Origin of the sequence: Chitinophaga eiseniae (assembly GCF_012641265.1) — a bacterium.
Taxonomy (GTDB): domain Bacteria; phylum Bacteroidota; class Bacteroidia; order Chitinophagales; family Chitinophagaceae; genus Chitinophaga; species Chitinophaga eiseniae_A.
Genome location: NZ_JABAHZ010000006.1, coordinates 59,608 through 72,085, shown reverse-complemented (window position 1 = coordinate 72,085; position 12,478 = coordinate 59,608). Strand labels below are relative to the sequence as shown.

Here is a 12,478-nt window from a genome sequence, read left to right as displayed (position 1 = left end):
AACGACTATGAAACGAGCAAAAATTGCATTGACTTTGATTATTCTTATGGGAATTACCGGAGGTGCTCTAGCTTACAAGGCTTCGAGGGTTGGTTCATATTTTTTTACTGAAAAGGTTGTTATTATAGGTGGGCAAGGTACAACTGTGTGTACTGTTGCAACTATGTTGCCTTATACGACCACCCCTCTTGGACCTCTGACAATACGCGCATCGACACAATCCACTTACGGTCCTTGTACCGTTTTGGAAGTTGATTTTTTCCTATGAGTAAAATTTGTGGTGCTTAGCAGTGGATCCTTACAAGTATTGATGTTTTGAATTCCCTTTATGAACCTTTAAATTATTTAGGGTGAAATTTTCACGGAGATAGTTTTTACATAGGAAACTATCTCTGTGATTTTAATAATAGATTTGACGGATATATTTAATTGATTTATTTATGTTATTGATAAATTTTGAGAAGAAATTCGAAAGGGGTAAATGAGTTTTTTTAAACTTTGAGCTGATATTAAAATATGGAAAGGGGGAAGTTTGATTTTTCCAACGATTAGTTTGAATAGAATAGGGATATCCGCCGAGTCATTTAACAACTAATATGTAAAAGGTTTCTGTCTGAAGCCCTGACAAGCTCACAAACTCAAGTGCGGCTCCTATAAATAAATGGATTTATAAGGGATATTAAATGCTTGGGTAATTGTCAATTGCATTTAGTGACAAGCAGAGGTAGTTTTAGAAAATTTGATTCGCTTTATGTAGTACTAGCCTAATTAAAGACCTTTTACGGATTATTGCCCCACTACCACATACTCCCGACACTCCCCCTCCTCCTTCGCCAACTTCACCCTTTCCCCCTGCAAACACCCCGTATCCGGCACCACACTATAATAAAGAACCGTCTTCACCGTACAAGCACCTCCCTCATACGCCGGCTTGTAGAAGTATACCGGCCGGAAGGCGGCTGCTGCTATCGCCGCCAGGCCGGTTATTGCAAGTAAAACACAGGCTTTTCTCATAGCCCGAAGTTAAGCCAAGGAGCTGCATTCGGAATGCGGCGGTGAGGGAATTCCAGTTTAAGATGGGAAAACAAAAAAGATAACACTAACTTAAAACCCCGTCCCCGTCAAATCGACTATTTTGCCGTGCATTTGTTCAACACCACTCCCATGCAATCCAGTGAAGATACAGCGTTGCTTAGTCTTATCCGTGCCGGCGATCAGAAGGCTTTCGAAACTTGCTTTAACCGTCACTGGCCGGCGTTGTATGCTTTTGCGATGAAGATACTGGCGTCGGCTGATGATGCGAAGGATGTGGTACAAACAGTCTATATCTCTTTATGGTCGCGGCGGGAGCGTATGCAGGTACGGGGCTCGCTGGAGAGTTACCTGATGCAGGCGGTACGTTTTCAGTCGCTGAAGAAGTTGCAGGAGATCATGAACCGGCCGGAGGAGCTGGACCGGGTACAGGAATATATTTTGCCGGTATTAAATAATATCTGGGAGAAGATGGGGGAGGCGGATATTTTCCGGGAGATAGATGAGCAGTTAACCACTTTACCGGAAAAAACGAGGACGATCTTCCTGTTGAGCCGCCGGCAGCAATTGTCGATACCGGAAATTGCGCAGCGGTTAAATCTCTCTGAAAAAACAGTCCGTAATCAGCTGCATCTGGCGCTGAAGGCTTTGCGGCATCATATTGCTGTGGCGATGTTATTGGCGGATATTCTCAGTTAATAATTCCTTAACACACATCGTCGGGACAAACACCCCTTTGCCGGGAACATATCTATAGAAGAATGTTCCGGATGAATATCTCACAGTTTAGAAAAATGGTTGATAATTACCTTGCGGGAAATGCTTCCCGTAAGGAGGCCGCATTGCTACAGCAATGGCTAGATGAAGCCTGGCGGGAAAAGCAAGCGCCGGAAGATGCGGAAGTACAGCGGCTCCTGGTGCTGGATGAGCTGCGGCAGGCGATGCGGCCGAAGTCGTACCGTATGTACTGGATCGGCGCCGCGGCAGCGAGTGTACTGCTGTTGGTTACGGCGGGCAGGTATCGCTACGAGCTGCAGGACTGGATAGATCCTGTGCCTATGCAAACGGTGACGGCGTTTAAATACCAGGTAAAGAAAGTGATGCTGCCGGATAGCTCGCTGGTGGTGCTCAATGGCGGTACTACCATGAAATATCCTAAATTTTTCCGGGGACCTAAGCGCGAAGTAGATATCAATGGAACAGCATTCTTCGATGTGAAACCGGAGCTGCAACCGTTTAATATTAAAGGACCGCACTTACAGGTAAAGGTATTGGGTACTTCTTTCGTGGTAACCGACAGTGCTGGTATTCCTACGTCGAAGGTAAGCGTAAAGAGCGGGAGAGTGGCGGTAACGGCGGAAACGGTGACCCGGCAATTGGGCGCTAATGAGGAGCTGGTATTCGATCAGGCGCAGCAACAAATTAAAATATATACACAGCAGGAACCCAATATATCATGGACCAGCAAGAAGCTGATGTTTAATGAATCGTTGCTGTCGGCAGTTTTTGGGGAGATAGAAAAAATGTACGGAGTGAAGATCAGTTGTGCTGCTGCCACGGCAAATACCCGGTTTACGGGGGCTTTCGAAGAAACCGACAGCCTGGATGATATCCTGAAGATAATCGCATTGTCATACCGCTTAAGCATTCATAAAAACGGGAACAATAACATTCTGATAAAGTAACACAACACTTACGATCAACAGTAGATTAAATCATTGCATCGCAATGGTAATGGCTATTCTTTTTTAAATCTTAAAACGAATGAAGGAAAAATTTTTACACAGTTGTATGTGGCTCCTGTTGTGCTTTACACTGCCTGTGATGGCGCAGGTAAATGTATTGCAGCAGAAGATCAGCATCAATTTCAGGAATGAAGGCATCACCAGGTGTTTCAGCCTGCTGCAGGCGAAGGGCGGGGTCACCTTCTTCTATAACCCCGCGGATATCAAAATGCTGGATAAAAAGTTTACGGCCGACCTGAACAACAAAACCGTGGCGGAAGTGATTACCTTCCTGCTGAAAGATACCGGCCTGGAATATGAAGCGGTAGACGGCCGTAAAGTGGTGATCCGAAAAATTGTGATCAAAGCGCCTGCCACAGCGCCCCGCAAACGCACTATCAGCGGGCTGGTGACCGACGCTGCCAAAAATAGCCCGGTAGCCCGTGCGGAAATCATGGCGCAAAGCTCTGGGAGCGTGGTAACTGCCGATGAATCGGGCCGCTTTTCTATCGAAGTAAAAGATACCACCGATGTACTGGTGGTATACTATGTAGGATATGCCACTAAAATGGTGAAAGCCGGTAGCCTGCCGGTAATTGCCATCCAGCTGAAGCAAGATAGCAAAACCCTCGGCGCAGTACAGGTAGATGCCCGCCGGCGCGCTAACACGGAAGCCATGCTGCTCAACGACCGGAAGAACTCCGCCATGATCTCCGATGGTATCTCTGCACAGAACATCGAAAAAACAGCCAGCATCACTACCACGCAAGCCTTACAACGTGTATCCGGTGTAACCGTTACCGACGATAAATATGTGGCTATCCGCGGCCTCGGCGACCGCAGTGTGATCGGGCAGCTGAATGGTATCCGGCTCGCTTCTTCCGATCCCGACAGGAGCACCATCCCGCTCGACCTGGTGCCTGCCGGCCTGCTGGATAACATCACCATCTACAAAACCACTACCTCTGATAAACCTGCTGATGCTGCCGCCGGTATCGTGGAGCTGAAAACGAAATCAGTTCCCGACCGGCAAACCCTGAGCATTACCATCCAATCCGGTACGAACAGCCGCACAGGCAATTGGGTAAATAGTTTTTATAACGCCGACATGGGGTTTCTCGGGCAGAAAGTAAAAGAAAAATCGCTGTCCAATGAGTTCCAGCAGCTGTCTGCGCAGTACCCGGGGGGCTTGGGAGATATCCAGCGCAAAATAGCTGCCAGCCGCAATGATCCTGCATTGCTGGCAGAGGCCAACCGCATCAACCGCATCATGCACAGCTTCGATCCGGTACTCACTACTAAATATAAAAAGGCGCCGCTAAACCAGATCTATTCTATCACGTACGGCAACAACTATACGGTTTTTAAGAAACACCAGGTAGGACTCATAGCCGGCGCCAACTATTACAGCCGCACCAACGACATCCATGATGGACAACTGACCCAGTATAGTGTATACCAGGGCGTACTCACGGGCAACCCGGCATTGTATAGTCCCCGTGTTATTCCGAATTACATCACCCCTAATAATATCAACCTGGGGAAGTATCTCAACTACAAGGAAAACACGGGTACGCAAACACTCAACTATGGATTTTTGGGTGGTTTAACTTACCGCTTTAGCCCTCAGCACGAAATAAGTATGCAGTACCTGGGCAGTCGTGGTGCGGAAACAAAAGCGTCTAACCTGTACGGCGCCTACGAATATACCGGCTTGCCCGGAAAAGTATACAACCTGGTATATTCTCTCCGCCAAAGCTACCGTACCCTCAATACTTTCAACTTACAGGGTGAACATAAACTCTCTAAAAAAGAGTATTCACCGAAGTTGAGCTATAACCTGGCTACTTCTTCCTCTACCCAGGAAGATCCGGATTACCGTTTCGTGAACCTGGCCGATTACCGCATCAATGGCGGCTCTACTTATCCCGGACCGGTAGATGCTCCCAGCACTACGCCGCCGATACTGTATTCCCCCAGCCTGTACTCCCTGGTGTCGGGGTATGTAAATGGATATGGCCCCTATGGCGTTATCCAGGCCGATCCGAATGGTCGCCGTTTCCGCCACCTGAAAGAAGATAACTACAACTATAAAGCCGATCTGACCCTGCCTTTTAAAGTGGCTAACAAACGCCAGGAATTTAAAACCGGGGTCAACTACCTGCACCGTAGGAGAACATTTGCAGAAAATGTGCTCTTCCTGCCAGGGTCCAATTATTCCAGCAGTGGGCCTTTGCCACTTTATGAAGTAAACGGTAACCTCGACCAGCTGGTGGGTTACGATCGTATTGGTATCCGTCCTCCTTCCGCCTATAATGAAGAAGGGGCGCCACGCTCCGGGGGCTTTCTATACAATATTCAAAAATCGCCCAATAACTATAAAGGCTACTACGAAACCCGCGCTTTCTACGGTATGCTCGATCTGCACCTCACGGAGCAACTGCGTTTTACCGGCGGGGTACGTTTTGAGATGACAGACATACAGGCCGCCGTGGATACTTCAAACGTATTCCTCGACCCCTCCATTACTACCAAAGACGCCAGTGGTAATACGGTAAACCTGGTATACACCGAACCTAACTCTATTTATAAAACTGACTATACACCTTTCTACTCTGCTAACCTGACCTATACACTGAATAAGAACATGAATTTTCGCCTCGGCTACAATACTACGCTGGCAAGACCGGAACTGAGAGAACTTACTAATGTGTTCGATTTCGATCCGTTCCAGTTTGCCCTCGTAGTGGGTAACCCGAAGCTAAAAAATCAAAAAACCACCAACTACGATTTTCGCTGGGAATGGTTCCCTGCTCCTGGTGAGGTAATATCTGCTTCCGTTTTTTATAAGGAGATAGATAACCAGTTAACGAAAGTGTTTAAACAAAATTCATCCGGACTGAATGCGCGTTTTCCGGAATTTCCCGCCATCGAATTTCAGAATGATCCTAACAAAGGAAAGGTATATGGTATAGAGCTGGAAGTGGTGAAGAACCTGGGTATTATCTCCGGTGCGCTGAAGAATTTTGGTTTGGGATCTAACTTGCTGCTGGCCCAGAGCGAAATTAAGAAAACTAAAGAGAGATTGGAATCTTCCAGGGCTATCGATCGCCGGGCTCCTGAAAACAGTCCCCTGTTTGAACAGGCGCCTTACTCCATGAACATCTTTTTAAACTACAACAATCGTAAAACAGGCACCGATATCACATCTACTTTCAACATGGTAGGAGAACGCCTGATCCAGGTAAACCTCGATGGTACGCCGGATCTGTATTCCAGGCCCAATCCTGTGCTGGATATCGTGTTTTCCCAGCAGCTGCTGAAACGCCTGCAATTAAAAGGATTTGCTAAAAATATCCTGGACCAGCCAGTGCAGGAGGTATATGCGAATCCGGGTACCGGCGGAAATTTTTATGGAAAGAAATATATACGGAGAAGTTTCTACCGCGGAACAGAGTTTATGCTGGGATTGACTTTCAACCTGTAAAAATGGAATGATGAAAACGAACATTACTTATATACTCGTGGCAGCTGCCTGGTTGTTCAGTGGCTGTACCAAGAAGCTGGATTATACCTACGACAACCGGATCAACCAGCAACCAATAACACCATCAACAATACGCCTGGTGAACCTCTGCGGCGCCACAGAATTAACGATCAATGGCCAGGCACTCACGAGTTTTACCGCACCGGATCGTGATGGGTATTATGGTCCTGATCAAACCAAAGGTACCCGCTGGTTCCCTGAAAATGGACGCATGGGCACTACCTACACCGTGCCCCGCGCATTTGTGGATAAAAATGGATGGGCAGATAGCATCCTGTTCAGTTCTTTATCCGCTAAGGTAAACATGCCGCCCACACGTCCTTTCTGGGCCAAAGATGATGACAACAATCCGAAGGATTACTACTTCGTACGCTACCGGCCCAATGCTGCCGGTTATGAAGACTCGCTCTTCGCCATACCCAGGGGCATTTCCCCGGCCGCGGATCCGGCTGCCTGTAAGGTACGGTTCCTGAATCTCAGCAGCATTGCCGGTCCCAACACAGTGCCAGGTGTATACCGCAGCGGCGCCATGTCGGTGGCATTCGCAGATGGTACGCTGATTACAGGCCTGTCGAATGTGGCGCCCGGCACATACTCTGACTATATTTCCCTGCCCTATGGCACCTACCAGCTGAAAGTACTGGCGGCAGATGGAAAAGAAGTGCCCGGCAACGGTTCGCTCAACACCCTCAACCCCAGCACCGGCACCCTCATGGACCAGTTTGGAGATATTGGATTAGGTAACTACAAAGATACCTGGCTCTCTTACGCGCCTATAAAAACGTTCCAACCAGGCGGCGTTTACACTATTGTTGTCGCCATGAACTGGGATGCAAAAGTACCTACCGGCAACCCTAATGGTGAAACAATGGCCGTGGAAGTCAATACCTTCCGCATCATCGCAGATATTACCGAACCACTCAATAATACCTATGCCCGTATGCAGGGTGTAAATGTACTTCCCGGTAAAAAAATCAGCTGGACAATGGATGGGCAACCTATGGGAAATACGCTGCCATTCAGCGGCCAGACCGATTATAGCGCCTATGTAACGGGCATGCATATACTGAAAGCCATGGATGAAAATAAACAGGTGCTTGCAGAAACACAGGTAGCATTACAGCCGGCCGATAACCTCACCGCCTGGCTCTATCCCCGTAAAGACGGTAGCCCGGCTATCTCACTGGTGGCAAATAACCTCAGCGGCCGCTTTTACAATGGCAATGCTACCGACAATGGGGCTTACAGTATCTGGAAAGATGGATTCCCGTTCTGGATACGTTGCATGAATTTCTGCCCCGACCTGGATGAAATGACCTTTACGGCTGATAACGGCCTTCCTTTCCGCGGTGCCAGCTACCAGGCCACCGATGCCGCTTCTCAGCACCTGCTTCTGGGCAAGCCGGTGGCCGACAATCCCTACGTTATTCTCAACCTGAACTTTTCCAATTCCATGCTGGCTTATGCCTCCCGTCCCGGTGTTACCCCCGGCGACTGGATACGTAGTATCCCGGTGTTGAATAGCCGCGCCTTTATAGCCCGGCCGGAGCTATATAAAACGCCTTCCCTGCCCCGCAGCGAACCAGGCGTATACACCGTAGCACTGGTGGGCAGCACTGCCGCCAATGCGCCGGAAAAAGCGAGGATGATCATTGTGAAACATAACAAATGAGCCGACCATGAATAAGAGATACTATATATTTTTGCTGCTTCCCCTGTTAGGACTGTTGGGAAGTTGCCGCAAAACAGAATACGCCAGCATCCAATCGCCTGCTTACTTACGGGTATTCAACTGCCTGGACTATACCGCTTCGCTCGATAATAAGGATGCGCCGCAGCCTTTCCTGACCTTCATGATAGATCCGGCTACCGATGAAAACGGTATACCGGTAAGTGCCGCTGTTACCGGCGACTTCCTCGATCACCGCGACGACTGGGCCATGCCTTACCCCGATGCCGCCAGTAACGTTATCTGGCAAAAGGAGTTTCCCGGCACCAAACGGGTACTGGCAGCACCGGTACTCAACGGTTATGATCTTTCCAGCTGGGCACAGGTGCCTTCGGGCAAACACCGGGTGATATTCCGTACCCGACCGCTGAATAATACGCCGTATTTCGAGCTCGATAAACAAGATCGTGGAGTAACGCTGATCGATACTACGATCGATCTTACCGCAGGTGAAGTATACACCATGCATGCCCTGGTAGCAGAATACGCCTCGAAGCAGGCTATGATGTACCTGCGCAATGAAACATTCCCCAAACAGCCATTTGCGGATGACCAGGTATATGTGAATTGCTATAACCTCAGCGCAAAAGGTTTCTTTGAGCTGTCTGCGAATACGGTTACCAACGAGGTACTCACCAGTACGAAGCTGAGAGACACCATGAACGTGTATTATACACTGGCCAGGCGTGGAGCTTTCAATGCCGTGGTGCCAATGCCGGGATATAAAGGAATTCCTATGGGACAGATTTACCGGTCGCTCGAATCTAAAGTAGCGCCCTATTTTAGCTTCCCCTTATTTGCAGATAGCAGCAGTAATAAAATCTTCACCGGTAATATGATGCAGCAATTCAGTTTCTATGCCACCGGCTTTTCCCCTGAAAATATGGTCTTTCCCGACTTCCTGGCAGTAGGCGCCTACTCCAGCCTGTTATTGGGCGATTTCGGCGACAATCCGAATAGAAGCAGCTACTATCCATTCCTGGTACGGGCCGATTTACGTACAGGCCTGATCGTGAGTATACACTCCGGTACCAATAATCCCAGGTCTTTTGCTACGGTGAATACGATTGAATACATCAATCGCCGGTTTTATGTAACAACGGTACAGCGCAAATACGCACCACCGGTTTACTAACTTTTTATTACATCGATATGTTGAATATAGCCATCATAAAACGAATTACGATGACAGTACTGCTGCTTACCCTGGTAGCAGGCTGTCGCAAGGATAATCTCCTGCCGCCACTCGATACTACCAAGGTGCCAAGGTCTATGGGCGTGTTCATAGAAAATAACTATGACCTGAGCCTGCTCCATGCAGCCTTAAAGAAAACAGGTTTGCTGGATACCCTGAAAGCGGGTGGCCCCTTTACCCTGTTTGCCCCGGATAACGCGGCCTTCAACGGAAAAGGAATTGCTACGGTAGCGGATATTGAAAACATGAACACGGACAGCCTTCGTGCCATGATGCGTTACCACATTATCCGCAACCGTTATTTTATCAGCAGTTTTCCCTTGCAGATGGACACGAAGTATGTTACCCTGGCAGGAGAAAACCTGTATATCACCGCCGATAAAGGTAATTTCGCTGCCGAAGCGCGCAATTTCTTTGTCAACGGCGCCTTTGTCCAGCTGGAATCCAAACGCAACATCGCCCTGGCAAATGGAGTAATACATATTATCAGCAGACCACTGGAATATAACGCTTTTACCGTGCAGGATTATATCGCCCGGGATACCAGTCTCACCCTGTTTGTAGCGGCAATGAAGCGGTTTAATTTATGGGATGGATTTAAAACCAAAAATCCGCTCACCATATTCGCCCCGGTCAACAGCGCTTTCAGTAAATATGGGATTACGGCGGAAACCATTGCTGCCATGAATCCTGCAGCATATAACCCGCTCTGTTTTGGCGTATATCCATTGTCTATGCGTCCTATGCACGTCTTTTCTACCGATGGTTATGTACTCTCGCATACCAATGTATTTGGCGCCGGAAGCATCATACTGGAGCCGTACAGCGTTTCTCCCAGCTATGATTATAACTGGAATGGGAATATAGAAACAGCAGGGGTGTTTATTAATCGCCGCCAGGGTATCGACTGGATAGCCAATCCCCAGGGCGCTTTCCGGCTCAACTACTGGGGGGGCCGTGGTAACGCAGATCACTTGTGTGCCAATGGTATTGTGCACGTAATAGACGACCTGATTTTCAACCCGGATTTAATGAAGCAATAAATAGGAAGAAAATGAAATTACCGATATATTTATTATTACTGTTATTGTTGGGGGTTTCCGCCTGCCGTAAACAAGACCTGGAACCGGAACCCATAGGCGAACCCGTGGCGCCGCCGCCCGGACCGGATAAAACCTGGCAGCAATTATTGGAAACATCTCCCTATAGCTATTTCCGGGAAGCATGGAAACATTCCGGTATGGATGCTATGCTGAAACAAAATGGCTCCGCTTATTTTACTTTGCTGGTACCAGAAGACAAAGCGTTTGAAACTGCCGGCTGGACCCTGGATAAAATTAAGCATGCAGATGCCGCCACACTCAATGACCTGCTGTCGCTTTATGTGCTGCCTACCCACTTGTCGCCGGCAGATCTGTCGGCTGCCACGGTCAGCACGGCGGCGCCCACGCTATCCAGCCGTCCCCTGGACATTCCGGAATGGTATGCTAATTACCTCGATTTCCAGTTCCTCGCTAAACACGGAGATAGCTTGATGGTAAATGGAATCGGCCAGTCCAAATTAACACAAGCCCTGGCAGGCACTAACGGCGTCATTTATCCGATGGCGCATTGTATCAGCAAACCACAGCAAACCATGTGGGATTACCTGCGGCAGGAACCACGGTTTAGCCTGTACGTAGCTGCACTGCGTATCAGTGACAGCCTTTATCAGTCTGCCGGGATATATATCAGCCCGATGCCATTGCTGAAATCATCTTCTTCCTATATACAGTTTACGTTGTATGCACCGAGTAATGATGCATTTATAAAAAACGGTTTTAGCAACGAAGACGATATCCTGAACTACTGCCTGCGTTCCTGGCCACTGCCGGATCCGCAATACGATGAGAATATGTTTTACCAGCAGCCGGTTACAGCGATGGATACTATCCTGAACGCTCATGGCGGTGGCTTAGCCAATGCAGGGCAATTAGCTAACACGCCTGGCGGATACGGGCCAAGAGTAGGTCCCGTGTTTTTTGCGAATGACCTGACAGACTATGCCGCCCAACTCAGCGGACTGAAAGTACAGGAAGGACAGATGTACCAGGGACCACCGGTCATCATTAACCTGTCATTTATCAATAACAACGGACAACCTGGTATCAGGCGGCTGGGCACCAACCATCCCTATACGGCTATCAAACAGGCAAACATCCGGGTGATCAATGGGGTCATTCATGAAGTGAGCGATCTGTTCATACCATAAATAATAAACTAACGTCTATGAATATACGCATATACGCCGCATTGATGATATTACTACTGGCCGCTTGTACAAAAGAGAAGGACACGGTCGTAAACGATGAAGAGATCAATCGACTGACTTACATTATTGATGATAATAAATTCAATTTCTCTTCCTTCAGCACCGCGCTGGGCAGAACCAGCTACCGGGTGCAACTCACCCAACCCGGACCTTTTACCGTATTGGTACCGGATAATAACGCCTTTAACAAGGCAGGATATCCTGATAACCAGTCGGTGCTCAAACAGAGCGGCGCTATCCTTAATAACCTGGTATCCTATCATATCGTGAACGGTATATGGGAACTGAATAAGCTGCCGTTTAAATTCAACCAGGAAATTACTGCCATCACCGGCGCTAAAATGTATGTCACCCGCTGGGTAAAAGGTGCCGACACCGTGCTTACCATCAACGGTAGCCCGGTACTGGCTTATAATCTCTCCGCCAGTAATGGGCTCATACAGGTATTGAATAATGTGCTGCAACCATTGGTGCATCAAACTCTGTCGGATGCTATCTCATCAGATACTACCCTCACTTTCCTCAACGTAGCGTTGCAACAGGCAGGAATGAAGGACCTGTTGAATGACAATGCCAGCTATACCGTTTTTGCGCCCTCGAACCAGGCCTTCCGCCAGGCTGGCTTTTCATCGATAGATAGTATTAACAACACCAGCGCACAGGCGCTTCGCCAGCTATTATTATACCACCTGTTCAGCGGCCGGAAGTTTGTGTACGATTATATCCTCACCACCGGCATATCTGACCAGTCTGAACAGGCCATGCAAAATGGAAATAATGTAACGGTTACGCTGTTGAAATCCGGTGTAAAGTATACGGGCATCAACCTGAAAGGCCCCGGTAATAAAACTGCCGCAGCTGTCGTAACACCCAATGTACTGGCCGGCAATGGCGTACTGCATATCATAGACCAGGTATTAAAAGAAAACCAGTAATTGTG

At 48.3% G+C, this 12,478-nt stretch carries 10 protein-coding genes; 9 read left to right on the top strand and 1 reads right to left on the bottom strand.

The window, feature by feature from the left end:
• Positions 1-7 precede the first annotated feature (7 nt).
• Positions 8-268 (top strand): hypothetical protein, encoded by a 261-nt coding sequence (locus tag HGH91_RS22535; protein WP_168741060.1) that lies wholly within the window; start codon positions 8-10, stop codon positions 266-268.
• Positions 269-786: 518 nt separating this feature from the next.
• Here the strand turns inward: HGH91_RS22535 and HGH91_RS22530 are convergent.
• Entirely contained in the window at positions 787-1,014 is a 228-nt protein-coding gene (locus HGH91_RS22530) for a hypothetical protein (RefSeq protein ID WP_168741059.1), read from the bottom strand.
• A gap of 150 nt (positions 1,015-1,164) precedes the next feature.
• On the opposite strand from HGH91_RS22530, the gene HGH91_RS22525 reads away from it, so the two are divergent.
• The 8 genes from HGH91_RS22525 (at position 1,165) to HGH91_RS22490 (ending at position 12,473) form a co-directional block, all read left to right on the top strand.
• The gene (locus HGH91_RS22525) at positions 1,165-1,731 is read left to right on the top strand and encodes an RNA polymerase sigma factor (protein ID WP_168741058.1); all 567 of its coding nucleotides are present in this window, start codon (positions 1,165-1,167) and stop codon (positions 1,729-1,731) included.
• Positions 1,732-1,826: 95 nt separating this feature from the next.
• Complete coding sequence (locus HGH91_RS22520) at positions 1,827-2,717, top strand: FecR family protein (RefSeq protein WP_168741057.1); 891 nt, start codon at positions 1,827-1,829, stop codon at positions 2,715-2,717.
• 79 nt (positions 2,718-2,796) lie between these two features.
• Complete coding sequence (locus tag HGH91_RS22515) at positions 2,797-6,243, top strand: TonB-dependent receptor domain-containing protein (RefSeq protein WP_168741056.1); 3,447 nt, start codon at positions 2,797-2,799, stop codon at positions 6,241-6,243.
• 10 nt (positions 6,244-6,253) lie between these two features.
• Entirely contained in the window at positions 6,254-7,975 is a 1,722-nt protein-coding gene (locus tag HGH91_RS22510; protein WP_168741055.1) for a DUF4397 domain-containing protein, read from the top strand.
• A gap of 7 nt (positions 7,976-7,982) precedes the next feature.
• Positions 7,983-9,167, top strand: coding sequence for a DUF4397 domain-containing protein (locus HGH91_RS22505; RefSeq protein WP_168741054.1), 1,185 nt, complete (start codon positions 7,983-7,985; stop codon positions 9,165-9,167).
• Between the two features lie 50 nt (positions 9,168-9,217).
• On the top strand, positions 9,218-10,270 hold the full coding sequence (locus HGH91_RS22500) for a fasciclin domain-containing protein (protein WP_168741053.1): 1,053 nt from the start codon (positions 9,218-9,220) through the stop codon (positions 10,268-10,270).
• Positions 10,271-10,281: 11 nt separating this feature from the next.
• Positions 10,282-11,478: a fasciclin domain-containing protein gene (locus HGH91_RS22495; RefSeq protein WP_168741052.1), complete on the top strand. Its 1,197-nt coding sequence runs from the start codon at positions 10,282-10,284 to the stop codon at positions 11,476-11,478.
• A 17-nt stretch (positions 11,479-11,495) separates the two neighbouring features.
• Entirely contained in the window at positions 11,496-12,473 is a 978-nt protein-coding gene (locus tag HGH91_RS22490; RefSeq protein ID WP_168741051.1) for a fasciclin domain-containing protein, read from the top strand.
• The last annotated feature ends 5 nt before the right edge of the window (positions 12,474-12,478 follow it).

Excerpts from the sequence above, each read along its gene's own strand:
- HGH91_RS22525 (WP_168741058.1), top strand. The coding sequence starts at position 1,165 with ATGCAATCCAGTGAAGATACAGCGTTGCTTAGTCTTATCCGTGCCGGC.
- HGH91_RS22505 (WP_168741054.1), top strand. The coding sequence starts at position 7,983 with ATGAATAAGAGATACTATATATTTTTGCTGCTTCCCCTGTTAGGACTG.
- HGH91_RS22520 (WP_168741057.1), top strand. The coding sequence starts at position 1,827 with ATGGTTGATAATTACCTTGCGGGAAATGCTTCCCGTAAGGAGGCCGCA.
- HGH91_RS22535 (WP_168741060.1), top strand. The coding sequence starts at position 8 with ATGAAACGAGCAAAAATTGCATTGACTTTGATTATTCTTATGGGAATT.
- HGH91_RS22515 (WP_168741056.1), top strand. The coding sequence starts at position 2,797 with ATGAAGGAAAAATTTTTACACAGTTGTATGTGGCTCCTGTTGTGCTTT.
- HGH91_RS22510 (WP_168741055.1), top strand. The coding sequence starts at position 6,254 with ATGAAAACGAACATTACTTATATACTCGTGGCAGCTGCCTGGTTGTTC.
- HGH91_RS22500 (WP_168741053.1), top strand. The coding sequence starts at position 9,218 with ATGACAGTACTGCTGCTTACCCTGGTAGCAGGCTGTCGCAAGGATAAT.
- HGH91_RS22530 (WP_168741059.1), bottom strand. The coding sequence starts at position 1,014 with ATGAGAAAAGCCTGTGTTTTACTTGCAATAACCGGCCTGGCGGCGATA.
- HGH91_RS22495 (WP_168741052.1), top strand. The coding sequence starts at position 10,282 with ATGAAATTACCGATATATTTATTATTACTGTTATTGTTGGGGGTTTCC.
- HGH91_RS22490 (WP_168741051.1), top strand. The coding sequence starts at position 11,496 with ATGAATATACGCATATACGCCGCATTGATGATATTACTACTGGCCGCT.